This window comes from Longimicrobium sp. (assembly GCA_036377595.1).
In the GTDB taxonomy this organism is placed as follows: Bacteria; Gemmatimonadota; Gemmatimonadetes; order Longimicrobiales; family Longimicrobiaceae; genus Longimicrobium.
The window spans coordinates 1-23,705 of sequence record DASUYB010000135.1 but is presented as its reverse complement, the minus strand read 5'-3'; the positions used below and the strand labels follow the sequence as shown (position 1 = coordinate 23,705).

General features: G+C 69.9%; 30 protein-coding genes and 3 tRNA genes. 19 read left to right on the top strand and 14 right to left on the bottom strand.

Going from position 1 to position 23,705, the window contains the following annotated elements:
- Nucleotides 1-649: 649 nt before the first annotated feature.
- The 4 genes from VF092_24395 to VF092_24380 all read left to right on the top strand — a co-directional run bounded on the left by VF092_24395 (nucleotide 650) and on the right by VF092_24380 (nucleotide 3,314).
- The gene (locus VF092_24395; GenBank protein HEX6750454.1) at nucleotides 650-2,011 is read left to right on the top strand and encodes a hypothetical protein; all 1,362 of its coding nucleotides are present in this window, start codon (nucleotides 650-652) and stop codon (nucleotides 2,009-2,011) included.
- A gap of 195 nt (nucleotides 2,012-2,206) precedes the next feature.
- Nucleotides 2,207-2,279, top strand: a tRNA-Thr gene (locus tag VF092_24390).
- Nucleotides 2,280-2,354: 75 nt separating this feature from the next.
- Nucleotides 2,355-2,427 (top strand) — tRNA-Gly (locus tag VF092_24385).
- 680 nt (nucleotides 2,428-3,107) lie between these two features.
- A complete protein-coding gene (locus tag VF092_24380) occupies nucleotides 3,108-3,314 on the top strand; it encodes a hypothetical protein (protein ID HEX6750453.1) in 207 nt (68 codons plus the stop codon).
- Between the two features lie 271 nt (nucleotides 3,315-3,585).
- On the opposite strand, the gene VF092_24375 is transcribed toward VF092_24380, so the two are convergent.
- Entirely contained in the window at nucleotides 3,586-4,704 is a 1,119-nt protein-coding gene (locus VF092_24375; protein HEX6750452.1) for a hypothetical protein, read from the bottom strand.
- 12 nt (nucleotides 4,705-4,716) lie between these two features.
- Nucleotides 4,717-6,327: a hypothetical protein gene (locus VF092_24370; protein ID HEX6750451.1), complete on the bottom strand. Its 1,611-nt coding sequence runs from the start codon at nucleotides 6,325-6,327 to the stop codon at nucleotides 4,717-4,719.
- Between the two features lie 838 nt (nucleotides 6,328-7,165).
- Here VF092_24370 and VF092_24365 point away from each other — a divergent pair.
- From VF092_24365 to VF092_24330, 8 genes are all read left to right on the top strand, one after another.
- Nucleotides 7,166-8,062, top strand: coding sequence for a sulfite exporter TauE/SafE family protein (locus tag VF092_24365; GenBank protein HEX6750450.1), 897 nt, complete (start codon nucleotides 7,166-7,168; stop codon nucleotides 8,060-8,062).
- Nucleotides 8,019-8,219: a hypothetical protein gene (locus VF092_24360; protein HEX6750449.1), complete on the top strand. Its 201-nt coding sequence runs from the start codon at nucleotides 8,019-8,021 to the stop codon at nucleotides 8,217-8,219. The genes VF092_24365 and VF092_24360 overlap by 44 nt, the downstream gene beginning before the upstream one ends.
- A gap of 27 nt (nucleotides 8,220-8,246) precedes the next feature.
- Nucleotides 8,247-8,492 carry a ferredoxin family protein gene (locus VF092_24355; protein ID HEX6750448.1) on the top strand — a complete coding sequence of 82 codons (246 nt, stop codon included), beginning with the start codon at nucleotides 8,247-8,249 and terminating at the stop codon, nucleotides 8,490-8,492.
- Complete coding sequence (gene cysC, locus VF092_24350; GenBank protein HEX6750447.1) at nucleotides 8,489-9,136, top strand: adenylyl-sulfate kinase; 648 nt, start codon at nucleotides 8,489-8,491, stop codon at nucleotides 9,134-9,136. The genes VF092_24355 and cysC overlap by 4 nt, the downstream gene beginning before the upstream one ends.
- 14 nt (nucleotides 9,137-9,150) lie before the next feature.
- On the top strand, nucleotides 9,151-10,317 hold the full coding sequence (gene sat, locus VF092_24345; GenBank protein HEX6750446.1) for a sulfate adenylyltransferase: 1,167 nt from the start codon (nucleotides 9,151-9,153) through the stop codon (nucleotides 10,315-10,317).
- A 15-nt stretch (nucleotides 10,318-10,332) separates the two neighbouring features.
- On the top strand, nucleotides 10,333-12,036 hold the full coding sequence (locus VF092_24340) for an NADPH-dependent assimilatory sulfite reductase hemoprotein subunit (protein ID HEX6750445.1): 1,704 nt from the start codon (nucleotides 10,333-10,335) through the stop codon (nucleotides 12,034-12,036).
- Nucleotides 12,033-12,725, top strand: coding sequence for a phosphoadenylyl-sulfate reductase (locus VF092_24335; protein ID HEX6750444.1), 693 nt, complete (start codon nucleotides 12,033-12,035; stop codon nucleotides 12,723-12,725). Before VF092_24340 ends, VF092_24335 begins: the two co-directional genes overlap by 4 nt.
- Before the next feature lie 161 nt (nucleotides 12,726-12,886).
- Nucleotides 12,887-13,156, top strand: coding sequence for a hypothetical protein (locus VF092_24330; protein ID HEX6750443.1), 270 nt, complete (start codon nucleotides 12,887-12,889; stop codon nucleotides 13,154-13,156).
- A gap of 91 nt (nucleotides 13,157-13,247) precedes the next feature.
- On the opposite strand, the gene VF092_24325 is transcribed toward VF092_24330, so the two are convergent.
- The 11 genes from VF092_24325 to VF092_24275 form a co-directional block, all read right to left on the bottom strand.
- Entirely contained in the window at nucleotides 13,248-15,122 is a 1,875-nt protein-coding gene (locus VF092_24325) for an FtsX-like permease family protein (protein ID HEX6750442.1), read from the bottom strand.
- Between the two features lie 205 nt (nucleotides 15,123-15,327).
- Nucleotides 15,328-15,579, bottom strand: a complete 252-nt coding sequence (locus VF092_24320; GenBank protein ID HEX6750441.1) for a hypothetical protein — start codon at nucleotides 15,577-15,579, stop codon at nucleotides 15,328-15,330.
- A 38-nt stretch (nucleotides 15,580-15,617) separates the two neighbouring features.
- Nucleotides 15,618-15,854 carry a hypothetical protein gene (locus tag VF092_24315; GenBank protein ID HEX6750440.1) on the bottom strand — a complete coding sequence of 79 codons (237 nt, stop codon included), beginning with the start codon at nucleotides 15,852-15,854 and terminating at the stop codon, nucleotides 15,618-15,620.
- A gap of 41 nt (nucleotides 15,855-15,895) precedes the next feature.
- Entirely contained in the window at nucleotides 15,896-16,147 is a 252-nt protein-coding gene (locus VF092_24310; protein HEX6750439.1) for a hypothetical protein, read from the bottom strand.
- 103 nt (nucleotides 16,148-16,250) lie between these two features.
- Complete coding sequence (locus tag VF092_24305) at nucleotides 16,251-16,454, bottom strand: hypothetical protein (GenBank protein HEX6750438.1); 204 nt, start codon at nucleotides 16,452-16,454, stop codon at nucleotides 16,251-16,253.
- A 28-nt stretch (nucleotides 16,455-16,482) separates the two neighbouring features.
- Nucleotides 16,483-16,701, bottom strand: coding sequence for a hypothetical protein (locus VF092_24300; protein ID HEX6750437.1), 219 nt, complete (start codon nucleotides 16,699-16,701; stop codon nucleotides 16,483-16,485).
- 33 nt (nucleotides 16,702-16,734) lie between these two features.
- On the bottom strand, nucleotides 16,735-16,953 hold the full coding sequence (locus tag VF092_24295; protein ID HEX6750436.1) for a hypothetical protein: 219 nt from the start codon (nucleotides 16,951-16,953) through the stop codon (nucleotides 16,735-16,737).
- Nucleotides 16,954-16,991: 38 nt separating this feature from the next.
- Nucleotides 16,992-17,231, bottom strand: a complete 240-nt coding sequence (locus VF092_24290; protein ID HEX6750435.1) for a hypothetical protein — start codon at nucleotides 17,229-17,231, stop codon at nucleotides 16,992-16,994.
- A gap of 35 nt (nucleotides 17,232-17,266) precedes the next feature.
- Complete coding sequence (locus VF092_24285; GenBank protein HEX6750434.1) at nucleotides 17,267-17,419, bottom strand: hypothetical protein; 153 nt, start codon at nucleotides 17,417-17,419, stop codon at nucleotides 17,267-17,269.
- Nucleotides 17,420-17,433: 14 nt separating this feature from the next.
- Nucleotides 17,434-17,652, bottom strand: a complete 219-nt coding sequence (locus VF092_24280; protein ID HEX6750433.1) for a hypothetical protein — start codon at nucleotides 17,650-17,652, stop codon at nucleotides 17,434-17,436.
- A gap of 87 nt (nucleotides 17,653-17,739) precedes the next feature.
- Nucleotides 17,740-17,949 carry a hypothetical protein gene (locus tag VF092_24275; protein HEX6750432.1) on the bottom strand — a complete coding sequence of 70 codons (210 nt, stop codon included), beginning with the start codon at nucleotides 17,947-17,949 and terminating at the stop codon, nucleotides 17,740-17,742.
- Between the two features lie 416 nt (nucleotides 17,950-18,365).
- On the opposite strand from VF092_24275, the gene VF092_24270 reads away from it, so the two are divergent.
- From VF092_24270 to VF092_24250, 5 genes are all read left to right on the top strand, one after another.
- Nucleotides 18,366-19,022 (top strand): TetR/AcrR family transcriptional regulator, encoded by a 657-nt coding sequence (locus tag VF092_24270; GenBank protein HEX6750431.1) that lies wholly within the window; start codon nucleotides 18,366-18,368, stop codon nucleotides 19,020-19,022.
- Nucleotides 19,012-19,986, top strand: coding sequence for an efflux RND transporter periplasmic adaptor subunit (locus VF092_24265; protein ID HEX6750430.1), 975 nt, complete (start codon nucleotides 19,012-19,014; stop codon nucleotides 19,984-19,986). Before VF092_24270 ends, VF092_24265 begins: the two co-directional genes overlap by 11 nt.
- Nucleotides 19,983-20,738, top strand: a complete 756-nt coding sequence (ccmA, locus tag VF092_24260) for a heme ABC exporter ATP-binding protein CcmA (GenBank protein HEX6750429.1) — start codon at nucleotides 19,983-19,985, stop codon at nucleotides 20,736-20,738. Before VF092_24265 ends, ccmA begins: the two co-directional genes overlap by 4 nt.
- Nucleotides 20,739-21,066: 328 nt before the next feature.
- Nucleotides 21,067-22,194, top strand: coding sequence for an ABC transporter permease (locus tag VF092_24255; protein ID HEX6750428.1), 1,128 nt, complete (start codon nucleotides 21,067-21,069; stop codon nucleotides 22,192-22,194).
- A gap of 110 nt (nucleotides 22,195-22,304) precedes the next feature.
- Nucleotides 22,305-22,502 carry a hypothetical protein gene (locus VF092_24250; GenBank protein HEX6750427.1) on the top strand — a complete coding sequence of 66 codons (198 nt, stop codon included), beginning with the start codon at nucleotides 22,305-22,307 and terminating at the stop codon, nucleotides 22,500-22,502.
- Nucleotides 22,503-22,766: 264 nt separating this feature from the next.
- Here VF092_24250 and VF092_24245 read toward each other — a convergent pair whose 3' ends face one another.
- Nucleotides 22,767-22,970: a hypothetical protein gene (locus VF092_24245; protein HEX6750426.1), complete on the bottom strand. Its 204-nt coding sequence runs from the start codon at nucleotides 22,968-22,970 to the stop codon at nucleotides 22,767-22,769.
- 449 nt (nucleotides 22,971-23,419) lie between these two features.
- Here VF092_24245 and VF092_24240 point away from each other — a divergent pair.
- Nucleotides 23,420-23,492 (top strand) — tRNA-Thr (locus VF092_24240).
- A gap of 54 nt (nucleotides 23,493-23,546) precedes the next feature.
- A partial coding sequence (locus tag VF092_24235) for a GTP-binding protein (protein HEX6750425.1) occupies nucleotides 23,547-23,705 on the top strand: 159 nt, incomplete at its 3' end.

Genomic DNA, 23,705 nt, shown 5'->3' with positions numbered 1-23,705 from the left:
GCCCAGTGCCCAGTGCCCAGTGCCCAGTGCCCAGTGCCCAGTGCCCAGTGCCCAGTGCCCAGTGCCCAGTGCCCAGTGCCCAGTGCCCAGTGCCCAGTGCCCAGTGCCCAGTGCCCAGTGCCCAGTGCCCAAGTCGGGCGTCGACGCGAACGCTGGTCCCCGCGCTGACGTCATCCTGAGGCCGGCCAGACGTCCTCGGCGTCTGCACTGTCGCTCGCAGGCCGAAGGATCTATCGCATGCCCTGCACGCGAGCCTGGTGACGCGGCGACATGGCCGTCTTTCGCAGCCCCGCAGCCGTTCCGCTGCGGGGCTGCAGTTTTTCGAGGAATTCTGAATCTGCTACCGTTTTGGTGAATGTACATTATGGGGCTGCACATTTTTAGTAGATTAATTGTGTCGTACTTGGGATGCCGGTCTCTTCCGCTCTGCGTTGCCTCGAATGGATGTCTCTGGATCACAATCACTTGGGAGATGTGATCCGCCTCGGATGTTTGCGTGAGAATCGTGCTCGGAGCGGGGCGTGCCCGTTGCTCTTCGTGGTGGCGGCTCGTGCGGGGTGGATGCGGCTCTCCGGCGAGCGAACGGCGGTGCGCGCGGCGACGGTCGCTCGCGGCGCGCCGCCCGCAAACCATCGTGGAGGAGGCTTTCATGCGCCGCTTGCTGCTCCCGCTGCTGATCATCGCCGCCGGTGCCTGCGACCGCCCGGACCCGGTGGCGCCCGGACCGGCGTCGCCCTCGCGCCCGTCCGCCTCGGCCACCTTGGGCCAGGTGTCGGCCGATCCCACGCCCGACCAGCTGGCCGTGGCCCAGGTGGTCCCCGGTTTCGGCGGCTACTTCATCGACGACACCGGATCTCCTACCGTCTGGCTGACCGATCCCGCGCAGCGCACCGTGGCTGCGCAGGCGCTGGCCGGCTTCCTCTCCAGCTTCGGCTGGTCCGCCGGCGACCTCAAGGTGCGGCAGGCGCAGTACGACTATCTCCAGCTGGACGCGTGGTACCAGCGCGCGTGGCCACGGGTGCTCGCCGTGGCCGGCGCGGTGTCGACGGACCTGGACGAGGGGCGCAACCGGCTGCGCTTCACCGGCGTGGATGCGTCGGTGCTGACCAGCATCGCGGGGACGCTGGCCTCGCTCGACGTGCCCGCGGCGGCCACGGTGCTGCAGATCCGCGGGCCGGTGCGGCAGCTGGCCGGGCTGCGCGACAAGATCCGCCCGCCGTTCGGAGGGCTGCAGATCCAGTTCTTCCCCCTTCCCGCCAGCCCGCTGGTGCTGGTGTGCACCATCGGCTTCAACGCCCTCCGCGGGAACGAAGAGTCGTTCATCACCAACTCGCACTGCAGCAACGTGCAGGGCGGCACCGACACGCCGACCGACTACTACCAGTCCACGCGCGGGCTCCTGGCCAGCCCCGACAACTACGTGGCCCACGAGGTCGACGACCCGACCTACGCGTCCACCGCCGATTGCCCGCTCGCGCGCCTGTGCCGCTACAGCGACGCGTCGCGCGCGAAGTACGGCGCCGGGCAGCGCTTCACGCTGGGCCTGATCGCCCGCACCCAGGTGCTGAACGCCACGCAGCTCGAGGACGACTCCGCGACCCTGGTGATCAACCCCACGTCGCCCAACTACCGCATCGCGGGGACGCAGGCCACCCCGGTGATGGGGCAGACGCTGAACAAGGTCGGCCGGACGACGGGATGGACGCAGGGGAAGGTGGTGGCCACCTGTGAGAACGTGAGCGTGACCGACTCGTACATCACGCAGCTCTGCCAGAGCCTGGTGGGCGCGTTCGTGGCGGGCGGCGACAGCGGCTCGCCGGTGTTCGGGCTCAACACCGACGGCACCGTCTTCCTCGGCGGGATCCTGTGGGGGAGCTCGACCGACCTGACGACGAACGAGGTGCAATTCATCTTCAGCCCGTTCGCCAGCATCGAGCGCGAGATGGGCACCCTCACCGTCGCCGATCCCACGCTCACCGTAACGAAGGGGCGGAAGAAGCAGAAGCCGTGAGTGCGGTCCGCTCGCGGTCCAGGAAGGGGGCGGCGCGGGGGGCGCGCCGTCCCCCTTCCGTCGTCTGCGGGATGATCCCGGCGATGCCGGCGGCCGCGGCGCGAGCGCACCCGCGGCCGAAGGGGTGGAAGCGGGCGGCGGAAACCGTTATTTTCCCCGCCTTGCGCTCGCCCCGGCGGGCGCGAGGCCGGAAACGCCGCCTTAGCTCAGTTGGCAGAGCACCGCACTTGTAATGCGAAGGTCGTCGGTTCGATTCCGACAGGCGGCTCTCCTGCCGGATTGTGGTAAACCCTCGATTGTGCTAGCTTTACGGGCCGTCCACGCTCCGCGGGGGCGGGAATGGGCGGGAGTAGCTCAGTTGGTAGAGCGTCAGCCTTCCAAGCTGAATGTCGCGGGTTCGAGTCCCGTCTCCCGCTCCTCGGTCGAGAGGCCCCGCAGGCATTGTCCTGCGGGGTCTCTTTTCTTTCCGGCACACCCAGATAGCGGGCTGAGTGTTGCTGGATTCCGTGAGCCCCGTACGGATTCCCGTGCGGGGCTTGGTTGGCCGGTCGGCACCGTCTCCTGATCATCCAATCTCTGGTCCCACCGCATTCCGCCGACCGGGTCGCAGGTGATTCGAGTGTGTATATACTCTCGTATTACGTTATAATTTGTCGCACTCGTAGATGGTGAAGGGTTGTGCTGCTGAACGATATAGTGTAATTTGCGCCTTAGAAGTGTTTTTGCCCTATCCATCTCCCATACGGACGGCGGCCATGCGCGGATCGAGTCTCGGCAGGGCGGGATGCCTGGCGGCAGTGGTGCTCGCGCTGGGATTCGGGGCGCGGGAGGCAGTGTCGAAAGCCGGCGCCTCCCCGGGCGGCGATCGCCTGCGAGACGGACGACGAGTGCCAGGCGTACTGCGAACTCAAGTATCCCGGCCAGAACGTCCGCGGGATCTGCACCGGCCACTGCGTCTGCCTGTTCTGATCGAGTTCGCCCGGCAGTAGCTGCCGAACTGCCGTTCGCGGCCGGCCGCCGATCCCGAGCGGCCGGCGTTCCATCCCCCCGTAGCCTCGAGCTGCGGAGTTTTTCCCCTGGATCACGGAGGTTTGTCGTGAAGAAGATCAGTCTCGACGTGAACGTGCTGAAGGTGGAGTCGTTCGACGTCAGCACGGTGGACGCGAAGGCGGGTGGAACGGTGCACGCTCGCGCGTTCACCCGCTCCTGGGAGCAGAGCTGCTATGTGAGCTGCACCAACATCGCGGATTGCATCTGCCTTTCCGAAATCGGCGGTTGCGACGGGACGACGCCACGCCAGTGACGGTGGGGCCCTGCGCGGGTCCAACCTGCGACTACGGCACCAACGGTCCGGACACTTCGGGGTGACCTCCTGTTGGCGTGCCGCCCGCAGTCGTGATCTGCCATCCACGTCGGGGTCGCGGGTTCGAGGCCCGCCTCCCGCTCCTGGGTAAATGCTCTGCCCCGGCACTGCGAAGCAGCGCTGGGGCAGGGCGTTTTCCGTCATCGGCTCTCCTCGTTGGCGGTGCTGCAACTCGAAGATGCCGCGAATCGGCGCTGTGTGAATGATGCGGTCAGGATTGTATGCTTCCGTTTGCGGATGTCTGATTCGGGTCGTTCGCAGCAGCAGCCAGAAGTGCCTCGATCGCATCGCGCCGCGTCGCAATCCCGCTGCGCACGCTATCGGATTCCTTTGCTTCCTTTCCTTCGAACAGGAGCGTGTAGACCTTCTCGCGTTCGAGAGCCAGGTACTGGCTGCGGATCCAGGTGGACCGCCGGGTCGATTCACGCAACTTCTGGGGGCGGTCGGTCACGGCTCCGTCGTCCTTCCCCAGCGTGCAGCTCGTCCACACGTCTTTGCTCATCATGTGGTCGGGGATCGCATAGAGAAGGGTTTCGTCCGTTCCCCCCATGAGCTGGAAGCGGCGCTCTACGGTTTCCCGGCGTGCCGCCGTGTCGGCTTCCGGGCCCAGGTGCTCCCTCAGCGCGGCCGCCGCCGCCTCGATCTGGAATGCGTAGCGTAGCGGGTTTCCACTCGACAGGTGCGGGTTTCCACCCGACAGGTACAGCCAGAGCTGGAGGCGGAGATACTGGCGTGCCAGCTTGCTGACGCTCACCTCGAACGCGGCCCGCGCGGAGCCGGACTTGGCGTGGGGTTCGGGAATCGGCAGGTCCTCGTAGGGGAGGAGGAGCGTGGGGCTGAACGCCAGGACCAGCACCTCGTCCCGCGTGCTCTCGGCGATGTTCCACGCCGACGCCTCATGGCATGCCCGCGCCCGGATCTTTCGTTCCGCGCGGTAGACATCGCCGGCGAGCTTCGCGTACAGCGCGTCGCTGCCGGTGTAGCCCTCCAGCACGCTTTGCAGGTGCCGCACCGGCTCCCAGAGGTGAGGGAGGGGAAAGCCGAGGAAGTAGGAGCACAGCCACAACCCCAGCCGGGTGTGAATCTCTTCCTCGACCTCGGCGTTATCCGACGTGCCCGGCCGCGGGCGCGGCGTGCCGGCCTGGTCGGCCACGAAGCTCTGGAACTGCTCCACCAGCACCCCGTACCCCTGCTTACGAGCAACGCGCGCCAGGCGCATCTTCTCCTCCACCACGTGCCTCGATTCCCAGTAATCTGCCGAGAGCTTCGAGACGTGCTCCTCCATGAGCCCCGTCATCCGTTCGTACCATTCATCGCTTCGCGGCGTCATGGCTCACCCGCGTCAGAGAAGGTCCTCGATCACCCGATCGATCGTCACGATGTTCGGGTTCCACTGGGTACGCCACTCGACCCGCCCCGGGAGGTCGTAGATCTTCCGGGTGGAGTAGGCGTGTTTCAGAAGGTCGCAGGCCAGCCGGGACACACCCTCCATGAGCAGCCCCTCGCCGTTCGGCCCGACCGCATTCCAGAGCTCGCGATTCCGGTCGTAGTTCTTCGCCCATTCCTCTCTGCCGAGGGCGTCGAGGAGCGCGTTCACGTTGCGCTTGACGGGACGGCCGTCGTCGACCAGCCGCAGGTCGTCGAAGGTGGGCCTGATGTTGGCGACGGCCGCGAACACGAGGAGCGAGGCCGCATACTCCCGCGCGCTGCGGACGTGGGTCCGCGTGTATCGCTCGATGATCTCCGCGTAGACGTCGGCCACCGAGACCGTGGCGGCCGGCCCGCCGAAGGCGGCGGCGGCCTCGCTCGAGATCTCCAGCCCGTACGACTGCCCGGTTTCGCTTCCCGGGAGGTGCAGGAGCAGGAAGGCCCTGTCGTCGATGACGTGCGCGTTGATCGGGATGTCCGCCACCATCACGCGCACTTCCGACTCGCGCCGGTATCGCTCCGACGAGGCGGAAGCGCGCATCTCTCGACGTAGCTGCCTCGCCAGCGCGAGGCGCCAGAGCATCCCCACGAACAGGTTGAAGTTGCGCGGAGAGAGCTTCGGCGCGCCTGCGGCGGAAAGGATGTTCAACCGCCCCGCGAAGGTGATCCGCAGCTCGTGTTCTCCCGCGCGAGTTTCGCGGATCGCGTTGCGGATGTTCTTGAAAACGTCCTGGCGTGCCCAGAAATCCGGTGATTCGAGGCAGTCTTCGTCGTTCAGATCCGTGGTCCAGAATCGCGGATCGACCGGCCAGTGGTTGGTGCTTCCCAGGATCCGGGTACGCGCATTCCCATAGGCCTTGTTGACCAGCTTACGGTACTGGGCGTAGCCGATGGTCTGCGCGAGCTCGGTCACCCGTCTGCCGAGCTGCCGGTTCAGGACGTTCGCCCTTGTCTCGAAGGATTCGAATCGGCGGGTGAGCTCCTCGGTGGTTTGCTGAAGGTGGTGATCGGTCGTCTGCAGATCGCGGTCGGTATCCCGCAGATGACCATTGATCTCGTTCAGCGACTTCTGGGCGCTCTCGAATTCGACGAGATGCTGCCCTCCGATAATCAGCGCCGCGAACCCTAGAACGTAGACCAGTGCGTCCTCGTTCGAGCTACTGGACAGAACGGCGCCGAAAAGCACGCACAGACCCAACGTGAACACCACCGCGGCCGACACGCGCGCGAGCGAGACCGTCATCGACGGCAGGGCTCGCCACCAGCGTTGGTCGGCGGGCCTCCGTTCGAGGGTTACGCGAAAGAAAGACAGCGCCAGGAGCAGTATGGGTACGAGGATGAACACCAACCAGACCACATCGCCGTGCGCATCCCGAAGGAATGCGCGGGCAGGTCCTTCGCTCACGGCAGACACCAGGAGCAGGGCGTAGAGGATCAGCGTGACGAGCAGGACGAGAAGATATCCGTTGCGAACGGACCAGAGATTTCGAGGGATCCGCACCTGTCCATTCATCTCGGTCGCCATCTTTCCATCTCCGGAATACAGTCATCGAATGCCGCGTGAGCCCCCGGCTGGGCCTCTCGTCCAGGGCACGCCCGATCTTTGCTGCAGGAGGGAATTCAAGGGAGAATTTCAAATCCTTCGCATGAATCACGCAGATGCGCAGGAACGCTCAATCGAATAGGCAGGTAATAAGATGACGCGTTTGACCAGGCGCAAGATTGGCGTGTCGGCGCTCCTTCCTAAACCACATTCGTTGCGTACGGAGCTTCCCCCACGGCGCATGGGGAGCGGATCGGGCTTGACGCGGATGCGGGGGCGCGTTTATCCTCCAGACAGATGGTTATCGGCACCCGCTTGCCACGGAGTGTATCGTGAAGGCTGAGATGGCTGTCCGCATGTGCACCTGTTGTTGCATGCTCCTCCTCCCCGGCGGGGGGACGGGTGCGGACGGCCTTTGCGACCACGACGGCTCCGAGTAGCGTCGAAACGCGACCAGAGGACCTCCACCCCGGCCTGCCCCGCGCAGGCCGGGGTTTTTCGTCTCCACCGAACCCGATCGCATCCGAAGGAAGCACCGCACGATGAGCTCGAACCTCCCCACCCGTCCCCGCCGCGCGGACGCAGCGATGCGCCCGATGTGTTGTTGCGGCTGTTGGATGCAGGCCATGGCGGGCGCCGTGGCCGGGGACGAGCGCGTGCGGGTGCGGGCCGTGACAGGATAGCGGCACCCCGATCGCCGGCGGATCAGACTCCGCCCTCCCGGCCGCGGCACCCCAGACGGGTGCCGCGGTTTTTTGCGTCGTAAAGGGTCAGCCAAGTCGGACGAGAGACGGAAGCCAAACCACGCGAGCGGAGGAGCATGGACTGGAGAGCGACGGCGGCGGGCGCGGCGGTGGGCATCCTGGTGGGGATGACCGGGATGGGCGGCGGCTCGATCCTGACGCCGCTGCTGATCGTGGGCCTGGGCGTGGCGCCGCTGCAGGCGGTGGCCGCCGGGCTGGCGAACGCCGCGGTCTCCACCCTGGCCGGGTCGTGGCAGCACGCGCGGCTGGGGAGCGTCGACTTCCGCACGGCCGCGCTGCTGGCCGCGGGAAGCGTTCCCGCCAGCTTGCTGAGCGTGCTCCTCCTGGCCTCCCTTGGCGTCTCCTCCGCCACGGCGGGGCACGCGGTGAAGATGGCGCTCGGCGCCATGCTCATCGCGCTGGCCGCGGCGATGGTGCTGGACCCCTGGCTCGGGCGTCTCGCCCGCCATCCCGCCGCCTCCCCCGCATGGCTCGTCGCGGCGGGCGGGGCGGTGGTGGGGACGACGACGGGGCTGACGTCGGTCGGCAGCGGGAGCCTGACCACGGGCTTCCTCTCCGTCACCGCGCGGCACGAGCGGCGGGTGCAGGTGGGCACCGTCGTCTTCCACTCGATGGTGCTGACGCTGGTGGCGGCGCTGGCGCACCTGACGCTCGGCAAGCTCGATCCCCGGCTCACCCTGTCACTGCTGGCCGGGTCGATCCCCGGCGTGCTGATCGGGAGCCGGCTGACGGTGCGCATCCCCGGCGAGCGGCTGCGGCTGGCGCAGGCGTCGATGCTCTTCGTCCTGGGCACGCTGCTCTACCTCCCGCTGCGCCGCGAGCCGAATCCCCCGCGGGCCGACACGCATCGCCCCGACCGGACCGTCGCCGCGCGCGCGGCGCACATCTCCACCAACCCCGAGGCCGAACATGAGCGCGAGATCTCTCTGGCTCTGGCTGCACGGCACCGCTGACGTGGCGTCCGTTTCCGCACTGGCCGGGGCCGCCGTCCCCGCGGCGCCGCTGCCGGCGGTGAATCCCGCCGCGCGCGAGACGGCGGCGGACGCACCGGCCGGCGAGGAGTTCAAGCCGGGCGTCTGGGCGCGCGCGGCCATCGGCATCTACAGCTGACCCATCCACAGAACGGACAAGGACCCGATGACCTACGTGATCGCCGAGCCGTGCGTCGGCACCAAGGACGGCAGCTGCGTGCAGGTGTGCCCGGTGGACTGCATCTACGAGGCGGAGAGCCAGTTCTACATCAACCCCGACGAGTGCATCGACTGCGGGGCGTGCGAGCCCGAGTGCCCGGTGCAGGCCATCTTCCCCGACACCGACGTGCCGCCGGAGTGGAACGACTACATCGAGAAGAACCGCGCCCTCTCGGCGGAGGTCGCCGCGTGAGCGTGACCGTCGACGCGCCCGCGGGGCGCAACCTGACCTGGCACGCGGGCGCCGTCACCCGCGCCGACCGCGAGCGCGCAAGGGGCCACCGCGGCGCCACCCTCTGGCTCACCGGCCTCTCCGCCTCGGGGAAGAGCACGATCGCCCGCGCGCTGGAGGAGGAGCTCTTCCGCCGCGGCGTCGAGTCGTACGTGCTGGACGGCGACAATCTGCGCCACGGGCTGAACCGCGACCTCGGCTTCTCTCCGGAGGAACGCGCGGAGAACATCCGCCGCGTGGGCGAGGTCGCCCGCCTCCTCACCGACTTCGGGGTGATCGCCGTCACCGCCTTCATCTCGCCCTACCGCTCCGACCGTGACGGCGTGCGCGCGCTGCTGGACGAGGGCGAGTTCCTGGAGGTGTTCGTGGACGCCGACCTGGCCACCTGCGAGGCGCGCGATCCCAAGGGGCTGTACGCCCGCGCGCGCCGCGGCGAGATCGCCGAGTTCACCGGGATCTCCGCGCCGTACGAGCCGCCCGCGGCGCCGGAGCTGGTGATCGACAGCGCGCGGCACGACGTGGCCGGGTGCGTGGCGCAACTGGTGGAGATGCTGGAATCGCGCGGAATCATCACCCCCGCGGCCGCCGCGGGAACCATCCCCTGACGAACAGGATCGAGATGCCCATCACCCCGTACGGCGGCACGCTGGTGGACCTGAGGCCCGACGCGGCCGAGGCGCTGGAGCTGCGGAAGCTGGCGCGCTCGCTGCCGCGCATCCCCATCAACGCGGTCACCCTCTCCGACCTCTATCTCCTCTCCGTCGGCGCGCTGAGCCCGCTGGACGGCTTCATGGGCGAGGCCGATTACGACGCGGTGGTCGAGGGGCTCACGCTGGCCAACGGGCTGCCGTGGACCATCCCCGTCACCCTCCCCGTCACCCGCAGCGAGGCCGCGGGGCTGCGCCCGGGCGACCGCGCCGCGCTGATCGCGCCCGACGGCGAGACGGCGGCGGTGATCACCGTGCGCGACATCTTCGGCTGGAGCCGCGAGCACGAGGCGCAGTCCGTCTACGGCACCCGCGACCGCGCGCACCCCGGCGTGGCGCGCCTCGACTCGCTGGGCGACCTGCTGCTGGGCGGCGAGGTGCGGTACCTCTATCGCCACGACGTCTCCGGCTTTCCCGAGCACAACCTGACCCCGGCGGAAACGCGCGTGGAGTTCGCCAGCCGCGGGTGGCGCACGGTGGTCGCCTTCCAGACGCGCAACCCCGTGCACCGGGCGCACGAGTACCTGCAGAAGGTGGCCCTCGAATCCGTCGACGGGCTCCTTCTCCACCCCCTGGTCGGCGACACCAAGGCGGACGACGTCCCCGCCGAGGTGCGGATGCGCTGCTACCAGGTGCTGCTGGAGAAGTACTACCCGGCGGACCGCGTCCTCCTCGCCGTCAACCCCGCCGCGATGCGCTACGCGGGGCCGCGCGAGGCCGTCTTCCACGCCGTCATCCGCCGCAACTACGGCGCGACGCACTTCATCGTCGGCCGCGACCACGCGGGGGTGGGCGACTTCTACGGGACCTACGCGGCGCAGGAGATCTTCGACCGCATCGACCTCGACCTCCTCGGGATCGTGCCGCTGAAGTTCGAGCACGCCTTCTACTGCCGCGCCTGCGAGGGGATGGCGAGCACGCGCACCTGCCCGCACGGCCGCGAGCACCACGTGGTCCTCTCGGGGACGAAGGTGCGCGAGGCGCTGGCGCGGGGAGAGCGCCCGCCCGCGGAGTTCTCGCGCCCCGAGGTGGCCGACGTGCTGGTGGAGGCCGCCGCCCAGACCCTGCAACCCGCCTGACCCCAAGAGGCCCACGTGAGCAGCATCGATATCGAGACCGGCGCGCTGAGCGAGGTCGAGCGCATCAAGCAGGAGAGCGGGGGATTGCGCGGCACCCTCGCCGACGAGTTGGCGGAGGGGGGAACGACCTTCTCCGACACCGCCAAGCAGCTGCTGAAGTTCCACGGCAGCTACGAGCAGGAAGACCGCGACCTCCGCCGCGAGCGCAAGCAGGCGGGGCTTGAGCCCGCGTGGCAGTTCATGGTGCGCAGCAAGATCCCCGGCGGCGCGCTGACAGCCGCGCAGTACCTGGTGCACGACGAGCTGGCCGAGCGCTTCGGCAACGGCACGCTGCGCATCACCACCCGCCAGGGAATCCAGCTGCACGGGGTGATCAAGGGCGACCTGCGCGCCACCATCGCCACGCTGAACGAGGCGCTGGTGACCACGCTGGGCGCGTGCGGCGACGTGGTGCGCAACGTGGTGGGCTGCCCCGCGCCGCTGCCGGGGACGGCGCGCGCCGAGGCGCTGTCGCTGGTGAAGCGGGTGTCCGACCGCTTCCTCCCGGCGACCAGGGCGTACCACGAGATCTGGGTGGACGGGGAGAAGGTGGCGGGGGGCGAGCCGGAGCCGGAGGTCGACCCCGTCTACGGCGACCGCTACCTCCCGCGCAAGTTCAAGATCGCCTTCGCGTTCCCGGACGACAACTGCACCGACGTGCACACCAACGACCTGGGGTTGCTGGTGATCGAGCGTGACGGCGCGCTGGCCGGCTTCAACGTCCTGGTGGGCGGGGGGCTGGGAAGGACGCACGGGAAGACGACGACGTATCCGCGCCTGGCCGACCCGCTCGCCTTCGTCCCGCCCGACGAGGTGCTGGAGGTGGCCGCGGCGGTGATCGCCGTGCAGCGCGACTGGGGAAACCGCACCGACCGGCGCCACGCGCGGCTGAAGTACCTGCTCGACGAGCGGGGGATCGGCTGGTTCCGCGCCGAGGTCGAGCGCGAGCTGGGGCGCGCGCTCCTGCCGCCGCTGCCGGTGACGGTGACCGGCGTGCACGACCACCTCGGCTGGCACCGGCAGGGCGACGGGCGCTGGTTCTACGGGATCTTCGTGGAGAACGGGCGCGTGTCCGACACGCCGAAGCTGCGGCTGCGCAGCGCTCTGCGCGAGGCGGCGGCGCGCTTCGGCGCGGGCGTGCACCTCACCACGCAGCAGAACGTGCTCCTCACCGACATCCCCGGCGACGACCGCGCCAGCGTGGAGCGGCTGCTGGCCGAGCACGGGCTGGTGCCGCTGCACCAGCTTTCCGGCGCGCGGCGGTGGTCGATGGCCTGCCCGGCGCTCCCCACCTGCGGGCTGGCGCTGGCCGAGTCGGAGCGGGTGCTCCCGGCGGTGATGGACCGGCTGGAGACCGAGCTGGCGAAGATCGGCCTGGCCGACGAGCCGGTGTCGATCCGGATGACCGGGTGCCCGAACGGCTGCGCGCGGCCCTACACGGCGGAGCTGGCGTTCGTCGGCCGCTCGCTGGGGAAGTATGCCGTCTACCTCGGCGGGAGCTGGGAGGGGACGCGGCTGGCGACGCCGTGGGCCGACCTCGTCCCGCTGGACGATCTCGTCCCCACGGTACTGCCGCTGTTCGAGCGCTTCGCCCGTGAGCGCACCCCCGGCGAGGCGTTCGGCGACTTCCACCGGCGCGTGACGCAGGCGCCGGCCGTTGCGGCGGAGGTGGCCGCATGAGCGCGGCGCTGGCGGCTCCCGCGGCCGCGGACGAGGCGCTGGAGCACGCGTCGGCGGGCACGGTGCTGCGCTGGGCGGCGCGCGAGCTGGCGCCGGGACGGGCGGCGGTGGTCTCCGCGTTCGGGCCGGGGAGCATCGTGCTCTTCGACCTGCTGCGCGAGAGCGGCATCTCGCTCCCGGTCGTCTTCATCGACACGCTGCACCACTTCCCGGAGACGCTGGAGCTGGTGGAGCGGGTGCGCGAGCGCTACGACCTGGACCTGCGCGTGCACCGCCCGGCGGAGAGCCGCGAGGCGTTCGAGGCCTGGTACGGCCCGCGGCTGTGGGAGCGCGACCTGGAGCTCTACCAGCAGGTGACGAAGGTGGAGCCGTTCCGCGCGGCCACGGCGGAGCTCGACGGGTGGATCACCGGCCGCCGGCGCGACCAGGCCTACACGCGCCGCCAGCTCCCGGTGGTCGAGCGCGGAGACCGCGTGCGCGTGAACCCGCTGGCGGGGTGGACGCGCGCGGAGGTGTGGGGGTACATCGTGCGGAACGGCCTGCCGTACAACCCGCTGCACGACCTCGGCTACGGCAGCATCGGCGACGAGCCGCTGACCACGCCGGTCGGAGCGGGCGAGCACGAGCGCGCGGGCCGCTGGCGGGGCACCGGCAAGCTCGAGTGCGGCATTCACGTCGGCCAGCTTTGATCCTTTTTTTTCACGCAGAGTTAGCAGAGTCAGCAGTTTCAACCGCAGTTCAACTGCTGACTCTGCGTGAGAAAAATAGAGATCCTGCCCTTGCACGGGGCCGCCGGACATGCGAGCATCCCGCCCTGAATCCCCAGGGTGCCCGTACGTTCGATTCCCAGATGGCCGTCCCCGACTTCCCGACCGATCACCCGCTCCCGCAGCGCGAGCCGAAGAACGTGCGCACGGCCGTGCTCCTGGCGCTCTTCCTCGGCCCGCTGGGGCTGATGTACGCCAGCATCGGCGCGGGGCTGTTCATGCTCTTCGTGCTGATCGTGCTCGGCCTCTTCACCGTCGGCATCGGCGTCTTCCCCGTCTGGCTGATCTGCGTCGCGTGGGCGTACCTCTCCACCAGCCACGCGCGGGCGGCGCACGATCGGCCGCACCAATAAGAGAAGAATCACACGGAGGAAACGGAGGGAACGGAGGACTGCGGTGAGTTCCTCCGTTCCCTCCGTTTCCTCCGTGTGATTTCCTTCCGTTCTACTCCTCCCGCAGCGCCTCGACGGGGTCGACGCGGGCGGCGCGGCGGGCGGGGATCCAGCTCGCGACGACGGTGACGGCGGCGAGGAGGGTGGGGACGAGCAGCCACGTCGCGGCGTCGTCCATCGCCACGCCGCGAAACTGGAGCGCGAGCGTCTGGCCCACGCCGACGGCCATCAGCGCGCCGAGGATTGTCCCCGTGCGCGCCATGCGCAGCCCGCCGCCCAGCACGTGGCGGACGACCTGACCCACCCGCGCGCCCAGCGCCATCCGCACCCCGATCTCCCGCGTCCGCCGCGCGACGCCGTACGCGACGACGGTGTACACGCCGCCGGAGCAGAGCAGCAGCGCGGCGATCGCCACCGTCGCCAGCACCGCCGCGAACCAGCGCAGCGGCGCGGCGTAGCGGGCCAGCCGCGCCTCCATCGTCATCACCTCACCGATCGCGGCGCCGGGGACGGCGTGGCGGAGCGCGGCCTCCACCGACGGCGCCAGCGCCAGCGGATCGCCGCGGGCCGCCCGCACGGCGATCCCCACGCTCGTCGGCGGGTGCAGGTCGGCGGGGAGGTAGAGGGCGGGGACGCGCTCGTTCGGCGTGCCCGGCCCGGTCGGCGCCACGTCTCCCACGACGCCGACCACCGTGTACTTCGGCCCGCGGCGCTGTAGCGAGAGTGTCTGCCCCAGCGGGTCGTCGGCGGGATAGAGGCGGCCTGCGAGCGACTGGTTGATCATCACCACGCGCCGCCCCGCGTCCCACGGCTGCAGCTCGCGCCCGCGCACGGGGATGCCCAGCGTGGATGCCCAGCCGGCGGAGACGGCCAGGTTGCGCACCTCGCCATTGATCATCGGCGCGAACAGCCCGCCCATGATGCAGCGGCGGCAGTAGGTGGTGATCGCGTCCCACGGCCCCAGGCCGAGCCACGCGTCCGGGCTTCCCGCGGCGGCGGCGCGCACGCCCGGCAGCGCCCGCACGCTTCCCAGCGCGGCCTCGAAGGCGCGGGCGCGCGCCGCGGGATCGGCCGCCATCGCCCGCGGCGTCTCCAGCCGCAGCGTCAGCGTGTCGCGTGGGTCGAAGCCCGGGCCCGCCGCGCCGCGGTGCGGCATCGAGCCGCGCACCAGCAGCCCGGCGCCAACCAGCAGCCCCATCGAGCCGGTGAACTGCGCGACGGCCAGCACCCGCCGCACCCACGCGTCGTAGCGCCCCGGCGTGGCGCGCGAGCCGACGGTGAGGTGCGCGTGCACGTCGCCGCGGCCGGCGCGGCGCGCGGGAAGGGCGGTGCAGAGCACCACCACCGCCGCGGGCATCCCCACGGCGATGGCCACGGCGAGGGCGTCCGGCGCGCCCGCGAAGAGCGCCTCGGCCGCGGGCCACGACGCCTGCATCGCGCGCAGCACCATCATCCCCAAGGCCGTCCCGATCCCCGACCCCACCGTGGCGAGCGCCAGCCCTTCGGCCAGCGCGTGCGCCAGCAGCCGGCCCGGCCCCGCGCCGAGCGCCGCCCGCACCGCGCGCTCGTGCCGCCGCGCCGAGGCGCGAGTGAGCACCAGCGACCCCGCGTTCACGCAGGCGACCGCGACGAGCAGCAGCCCGGAGACGAGCAGCACCGTCATCATCGCCCGCTCGCCGTCCAGCCGCAGCGAGGCCACGTCGCGGAACGCCTCCGTCCATCCGCCCGCGCCGCCGCCCGGCGCGCGCCCGAACTCCGGCGCCGCGGCCGGCGGCGTCCACGCCAGCCCGGCGCGCGCGGCGGCCACCAGCGGCAGCGCGGCCGCCGTCCCCAGCGCCAGCGTCAGCACGGTGCCCGCGGCGTGCCTGCGCGCGCGGCGCAGCGACTTCACCCCCTGCAGGGCGTCGGTGGCAATCGAGCGAAGCATCCGCATGGCGTCCGGCGGGATGGGGGGAAACGGCGGGAGATCGCGATTCGGCCGCGGAGCCAAGATGGCGCGCAGCATCGCGCCGAGCCAGAGAATCCGCCCGTCCGCGACGAATTGGGAGCGGGTGATGCAGAAACGCAGCGCGCCGGCGACTCTCGTCACCGGCGCACTCACGCACTCATGCACTGACGCACTCAGCACTCAGTCACGCACAGCAGGGCTGCGATGCACACACGCCGTTGGTGTCCTGGCAGACCTGCGTCCGTGGAAGCGCGTTGCACTCCGACTCGGCCGAGGCGGGCAGGATGCCGCAGGTGCCGGCGCAGCTGAAGGTGCACGCGTCGCTGCACACGTCGTGGCCGCGCACGGTGCCCCGCATCTGCCGCGGGTTGGCGATCTCGAAGCTCTCGACCGCCAGCTGGTCCAGGTTCAGCGCGAGCTTCAGCGTCTTCTTCATCTCCGTGCCTCCTTGGATGGGGACGGAACCGGCGGCGCTCACACGCAGCAGGCGAAGTCCGCGGTGTCGACGCAGTGCTGCGTGCGCGGCAGGGCGTTGCACTCCGACTCGGCCGACTGCGGCAGGATGCCGCAGGTGCCGCCGCAGCTGGCGGTGCAGACGTCGGTGCACACGTCGTCGTCGTGGCCGCGCACGGTGCCCTTCATCTGCCGGTCGTTGGCGATCGCGAAGCTCTCGACCGTCAGCTGGTCGAGGTTCAGGCTCATCTTCTTCATCTCGGTCCTTCTCGTCGTTCAGGGTGATTCACGGCCGCGCCTCACACGCAGCAGGGGCCGCAGACGCTCATGTCTTCGGTGTCGCCCGTGCAGAACCTGCTCTGCGGCAGCGCGTTGCACTCCGATTCGGCCGACGCGGGCATGATGCCGCAGGTGGGCGCGCACAGGCTGATCGTGCACATGTCGCTGCACACGTCGTGGCCGCGCACGGTGCCCTTGGCCAGCCGCTCGTTGGCGATCTCGAAGCTCTCCACCGCCAGCGCGTCCAGGTTCAGGCTCAGCTTCTTCCTCATCGATCGTTCTCTCCGATTGGGGATTGCGGGATTCGCGCGGCCGGACAGATGACCGCCCCGGAGCACGGCCGCGCGGGCGCTCCGGGGCGGCGGGGCAGGGGGATCAGACGCAGCAGTTTCCGATCGTCGCGGCGTCGAAGCCGTTCTTCTCGACGTCGCTCGCGGGGATGTTGCCGCAGGTTCCCCTGCAGCTGTACGTGATGCAGCCGAGGTTCGCGCGCACGGTGCCGCGCGCCGTCTCGTCGCTGACGAAGGTCTCGAAGCTCTCCACCCGCAGCTCCGCCAGTTCCAGGCTCAGCTTCTTCATCTCCGTTCTCCTGTCGGCGTGGACGGCGTCAGACGCAGCAGGCGCCGTTGTTGGTGCAGGCGAAGGTGGCGGCGTAGTTGCCGCGCTTCTCCACGTCGGTCTGCGGCGCCGCGCCGCAGGTGCCGCCGCAGCTCCAGGTCACGCAGCCGACGTTCGCGCGCACGGTGCCACGCGCGTCGTCGTCGCTCACGAACGTCTCGAAGCTCTCCACCCGCAGCTCCACCAGGTCCAGCCTCAGCTTCTTCATCGTCGTGCTCCCGTCCGGGGGTGAGGCGCCGTGTCAGACGCAGCAGGCGCCGTTGTCGGTGCAGCGGAAGGTGGCGGCGTAGTTGCCGCGCTTCTCCACGTCGGTCTGCGGCGCCGCGCCGCAGGTGCCGCCGCAGCTCCAGGTCACGCAGCCGACGTTCGCGCGCACGGTGCCACGCGCGTCGTCGTCGCTCACGAAGGTCTCGAAGCTCTCCACCTGCAGCTCCGCCAGGTCCAGGTTCAGCTTCTTCATCGCCGTGCTCCGCGAGAAAGGGGGATGGCGCCGCGGTGTCAGACGCAGCAGACGCCGTTGTTGGTGCAGTCGAACTTGGTGCAGTTCAGGTAGGTGGCGGCGTAGGGGCCCAGCTTCGCCACGTCGCTGATCGGCTGCGCGCCGCAGGTGCCCTCGCAGCTCCAGGTGATGCAGCTGCCGTTGGCGCGCACGGTGCCGCGCGCGGCCGACTCGCTGGCGAATGTCTCGAAGCTCTCCACCTTCAACCCGGCCATCTCCAGGCTCAGCTTCTTCCTCATGGCATTCTCCCTCGGTTGGGGGATGGAGATGCGGCTCAGTTCGTTCCGCCGCACAGGTCGGGATAGGTGCAGTCGCGCTCGTGGGTGCGCATGGTGGTGGGCACCGGCTCGGTGGTCACCCCCAGCGCCGGCTCCGCCGATGCCGTGGCGAACGACTCCACGGCGAGGTCGATCGGGTTCAGGCTCATCGCTCGTCTCCGGCTCAGGCCGCGGCCACGGTGCCGTTCGGGCACAGCTCCGGCGTGGTGCAGCCGGGCTCGTACGTCTTCATCCCGACCACGACGCCGATGGGGCACAGGTCGGGGGTGGTGCACCCGGGCTCGTACGTCCTCATCCCCCCGGGCGGACTGGCGATGTCGGATGGGTCGGCGGTGAACGACTCGATCTGCAGGTCGGCGGGGTTCAGCGAGAACGAATCCATGGGCGTGTGTCCGGGTCCGGAGTGGATGCCGCGGGAAGAAAACGCCCCCGGACGCGGAGTGCGCCGGGGGCAGGGGACGTGCGCCGGTCAGAGGCAGCACGCCTTCAGCGTGGGCCTCTCCTCGTAACAGAGCGACGACGGCGGCGGCGGAGACGCGCCGCAGGTGCGGGCGCAGCTCGGGTAGTCGGGCTCGGTGTAGCCGTGGGCGCGCACCGTGCCGCGCGCGTCGCTGGCGTCCACCGTGCCGAAGCTCTCCACCCGCAGGGCGTCCGGGTCCAGCGCGAGCTTCTTCTTCATCGCCGTTCTCCAGGTTGGTGCGGCTGTCTTCCGCAAGGCCTTCACTCGGCGGCGGATTAGGCGCGCTGTGGGATCGGGCCCGCTGCCGTGCGTACATCCCGTGCGCTTTGCACAACAGGTGTTCACCCCCCCGTGAAAACGCCTTGCAACTCCGCATTCAAATTCGTCTGAAAACGGTTCCTGTCAAGCGTCGGGCTGTCCTGTTCTCAACGCTCATCGTCAGTTGATCGCGGGACTAGGCCCTCCCACACGAATGCAGCGGCCGCAGTCGCGCAGCGACTTTGTGCTGTTGTTGCCGTGAATTCATTCGCCTTTTTATAGGTGCCGATGAATTCTCTTGTGCTCTGTTAATCAACCGATTAATTAATTCTCGACGTCTGTGAAACCAAGCTGGACGAACGGGACCCGGAAGGAACGTGGAAACCGAAGCAGCGACTCGCGACCTGATCCTCGACGCGGCGGAGGAGCTGTTCGCGGCGCAGGGGTTCGACTCCACCACCATCAAGCAGATCGGCGCGCGGGCGCAGGCCAACCCCGCGCTCATCTACTACTACTTCGGCAGCAAGGACACGCTCTACCGCGAGGTCCTCCGCCGCCTGTTCGAGTGGCTGATCGGCGCGGCCGCGCGGCGGCTCGATCCCGCGCTCCCGCCGGACGAGGCCATCCGCACCGTCATCGGCTTCCAGTCCGAGCGCCTGCGCGAGCGTCCCACGCTCCCCCGCCTCCTCGCGCGCGAGATGATCGACCCGCACGCCGAGCACGCCGCCGAGCACATCGGCCAGCTCGCCGGCGGCGTCTTCCGCCGCGTCTGCGACCTGATCGAGCAGGGGCAGCGCGGCGGGATCTTCCGGCCCGACCTGGACCCGCGCTTCTGCGCCGTCTCGGCCGTGTCGCTGGTGCCCTACACCCACATCGTGCGCCCGGCGATGGGCGTGCTGCTCGGCCGCGGCCCCGGCGGCGCGACGGACGACGAGCTCGACGCCTACGCCCGCCACGCCGCCGCGTTCGTGCTCTCGGCGCTCGAGGCGCGGCCGGGCGTGACCTCGACGGATGGAGAGGACGATGAGCGATAGATACGCGGCCGCGCTCCTCTGCGCGCTCGCGCTGGCCGGTTCGGCGTGCGGCGGGGATGGAGATGCGATCGAGGCAACGGGGACGCTGGAGATCACCGAGCTCGACGCCGCGCCGCTGCAGCCCGCGCGCGTCGTGCGCGTCTACGTGCGCGAGGGCGACACCGTCCGCGCGGGCGACACCCTGGCCGCGCTGACGCAGACGGCGGCGGTGGGCGACGTGGACGTGCGCGAGGCCACCGTGCAGCAGGCCCAGGCGCGGCTCAGCGAGCTGGAGGCGGGCACGCGGCCCGAAGAGATCGCCCGCGCGCGGGCCGACGTGGCCGCCGCCGCCGCCGAGGCCGACCGCGCCGCCCGCGACGTCGAGCGCCTGCGCCCGCTGGCGGCCCACGGCACCGTCAGCCGCCAGCAGTTCGACGCCGCCCAGACCGCCGCGCGCGTGGCCGCCCGCCGCCGCGACGCCGCGCGCGAGGTCCTCCTCGCCCTGCAGCGCGGCCCGCGGCGCGAGCAGATCGACGCCGCGCGCGCCCAGGTCAACAGCGCCCAGGCCGCGCTCGCCACGTCGCAATCCACGGCGAACGACCTCACGCTGACGGCGTCCGCGCCGGGCGTCGTCGTCGGCCGCTGGGCCGAGCCGGGCGAGGTGATCGCCGCCGGGCAGCCCGTGGTCACCGTCGGCGACGCGCGCCACCCGTACACGCGCGTCTACGTCAACGAGCGCGTCCTCCCTTCGCTCCGCATCGGCGACGCGGTCACCGCGCGGCTCGACGGGATGCCGGACCAGGCGTTCCGCGGGCGCATCACCTCCATCAACACCAGGGCGGAATTCACCCCGCGCGTGGCGCTGACGGAGCGCGAGCGCGCCGACCTGCTCTTCGGCGTGCGCGTCGACTTCCCGCAGGGCGAGCCGATGCTGAAGGCCGGCCTTCCCATCACCGTCACCTTCTCCCCCGCGGAGCGGCGATGAACGCCGAGTCGCGCGAACCCGCGGTGGTGACGGACGGCCTGCGCAAGGTCTTCGGCCCGCTCGTGGCCGTGGAGGGGCTGTCGATGACCATCGCCGCCGGCGAGGTGTTCGGGCTGCTGGGGCCCAACGGGTCGGGGAAGACGACGACGATCCGCATGCTCTGCGGCCTGATGGAGCCCAGCGGCGGCCGGGCCACCGTCGTCGGCTACGACGTGGCGAAGGAGTCCGAGCAGGTGCGCCGCAACATCGGCTACATGTCGCAGAAGTTCGGGCTGTACGACGACCTGACCGTGCTGGAGAACATCCGCTTCTACGCCTCGGTCTACGGCCTGTCGGGGCGCGAGCGGGCCCGGCGCATCGACGAGCTGGTGGCCGAATTGGGGCTGGAGAAGCGCGCGGACCAGCTCGCGGGCACGCTCAGCGGCGGGTGGAAGCAGCGGCTGGCGCTGGCCTGCTCCACCGCGCACCGCCCGCGCATGCTCTTCCTCGACGAGCCCACCGCGGGGGTCGACCCGGCGGCGCGCCGCACCTTCTGGCAGCTGATCTACGACCTGGCGGGGCGGGGGACGACCATCCTGGTCACCACGCACTACATGGACGAGGCCGAGCGCTGCCAGCGCATCGCCTTCCTCTCGCGCGGCCACCTGATCGCGCTGGGCACGGTGGAAGAGATCACCGCCCAGTTCCGCCAGCCGAGCATCGAGGACGTCTTCATCGAGCTCCAGCGCCGCGACGAGGGAGCCGTCGTATGAAGATGAAAGACGAACTGCCGGATTCGGGCGTGTCCCCCGCTGCGCGGGGGCCGGGCTGCGCGCGCGGTAGGGCACGATACAACTGTGCCCAACCGCGCCGGGCCCCCGGCGCGCCGGGTTTCGCTGCGATGCGCCGGCATCCCCGCACGCGCGCCGGTGTCCCGGCCCTCCGGGCGCGCATCCCTCACGCGTCGGCGCGGCGAGCCGTCATCGCCCCCGCGCTGAGTTCTCCCCTCCCCCATCTCTCCCCCCGCGTGGGGGAGGGGCCGGGGGTGGGGGGGACCCCGCGGCCGCGCCGGCCTCTCCCCCTCGCGCGGAGGCCGACCCCATGAGCCTCCGCGACGTCCGCCACTGGCGCCTCTGGCCCATGCTCTGGAAGGAGTTCGTCCAGATGCGCCGCGACCGGCTGACGCTGGGCATCATGGTCATGATCCCCGCGATCCAGCTGGTCATCTTCGGCTTCGCCATCCGCACCGACGTCCGCCACCTCCCCACGGTGGTGCTCGACGAGAGCAACACCGCCGCCAGCCGCCGCCTGGTGGACGTGATGCGCAACACCGGCAACTTCGACGTGGTCGGCCGCGTCGGCAGCCGCGCCGAGGTCCGGCGCGCCATCGACCGCGGCCGGGCGCGCGCGGCCGTCGTCATCCCGCCGGACTTCGAGCGCGGGCTCAAGCGCGGGCGCGGCGCCACCGCGCAGGTCATCGTCGACGCCGCCGATCCCATGGCGTCGCAGAGCGCCATGTCCGGTGCCATGCTCGCCGGCCAGGCCAGCGCCGCGGAGCTGTTCGGCCGCCGCGCCGTGGCCATCCCCCTGCTCGACGTGCGGGTGCGGCCCTGGTACAACCCGGCGCTCCGCAGCGAGGTGTACATCGTCCCCGGGCTGGTCGGCGTGCTGCTGTCGATGACCATGATCCTCATCACCTCGCTGGCCATCACCCGCGAGCGCGAGCGGGGGACTCTGGAGCAGCTCATCGTCACCCCGATCGGCAAGACCAGCATGATGCTGGGGAAGATCCTCCCCTTCGTGCTCGTCGGCTACGTGCAGATGACGGTGATCCTCCTCCTCGGCTGGGTCCTCTTCGGAGTCCCGATCCGCGGCAACGTCGCCGGGTTGTACGCGATCAGCCTGCTCTTCGTGCTGGCGAACCTCGGCATCGGCCTGTTCGTCTCCACCGTCGCGCGCACCCAGGCCCAGGCGATGCAGCTCTCCTTCATGCTGCTGATGCCCAACATCCTCCTCTCCGGCTTCATGTTTCCACGCGAAGCGATGCCGAAGGTGATGCAGTGGATCAGCAGCGTCCTCCCGCTCACCCACTACCTGCGCGTGCTCCGCGGCATCCTGCTCAAGGGCGTCGGCCTGGGGGATCTCGTCCCCGAGGCCGCCATCCTGGCCCTCATGGCGGTGGTGATCCTGATGCTGAGCGTCGCCCGCTTCTCCAAGACGATCGAGTAGGGATTGTCCATCCGAGCCGATTCCGTCTTTCAGCAGATGGAAAGTCTCTCGAAGGCGTGAAATCTGCGGCACCTCCTCCGTGATGGATCACCCTCACCCCAGGAGGAGCGATGAAGACGAAATCTCTTCTTCGCCGCGGTGCCTTCGCCGCGCTGATGGCGGCCGCGCTCGGGTTCGGGGCCGCGCAGGCCGTGGCCGCGCCCGCGCGGGCGAACGCCGGGTTCCGCGGCTGCTCGCAGGTGGCCTGCGACAACAAATGCGCGCCGCAGATCGGCTTCTGCGACGGCCGCGGCTGCCGCTGCCTCTGATACGAAATCCGGGAATTTGGTTGATGCACCCCGATCGGTTCCACGATGACGTCATCCTGAGGCTGAGGCCGGCCAGACTGTAATCAGCGTCTGCGCAGTGGTTGCAGGCCGAAGGATCTATCATCGCGGCAGCACGAGATTCGGGGAAACGCACCAATACTTCACCCGGACCTGGTATGAGCGGGAGCGGGAAGATAGGAAACGAAACGGCGGCTTCCCGCGCGGGAGGCCGCCGTTTCGTTCCGGAGGAGAGCGTCTACGCGCTCAGACGCACTGGCAGTCGGGCTGCGTCACCGCGCGGCAGGTGCTGGTGTCGTCGGGGATGATGCCGCAGGTGGCGGGGCACGAGAAGCCGCAGGTGCGGTTGGTGGCGTCGTGCGCGGCCACGGTTCCACGCTTCGCCTCGGCGTCGGCCGTGGTGAAGGTCTCGACGCGCAGCGAGCCCAGGTCCAGCGACAGCTTCTTCATCGGTATGTCTCGTTTGATCGGGTGGTGCGCCATCGACACCTCCGTCGCGGCGCGGCGTGAAGATCGAGGCGGGAAACACCTGCGTCAACCTGCGCTGGACACACTTTGCGAATGGCTGCGCGAGTGGACGCCCGCGATCCCGCCGGCCGGAGGGCGGTTGACGACGATGTTATCTTCCCGCACCGAGACCCAATCCAGCAGCGAGGTTGTCTGTCGTGAACGCCGTCGCCGGGGCTTGACTCCCACGCGGATTTCCCGTAACTTCCTCGTCTTGCGTTCCGCCGGGAGAAGTGTATCCACTGCACGGGCCAGCCGATGAAGGCACCCGGGCGGGGCCACTCACCGCGAGCGCAGCAAAGACGCCACGAGACCTTGCCGGTCGCATCGACGCGGCAAGGTCTCCTGTTCGTCTTTTTCGGGCAGAGCCGCCCGGAAGCATCGGAGGTCGGGCTCGCGTAGCTCAGCCGGCAGAGCACTTCCTTGGTAAGGAAGAGGCCATGGGTTCGAGTCCCATCGCGAGCTCCTGAAGGCCCTCCGGACCGACATCAAACCACCGGATCGGAACCAGCAAGGATCATGGCCAAGGCGAAGTTCGAGCGCACCAAGCCGCACGTGAACGTGGGCACCATCGGGCACGTGGACCACGGCAAGACCACGCTGACCGCGGCGATCACGCGGATCCAGGCCGCCAAGGGGCTGGCCGACTTCGTGAGCTTCGACAACATCGACAAGGCT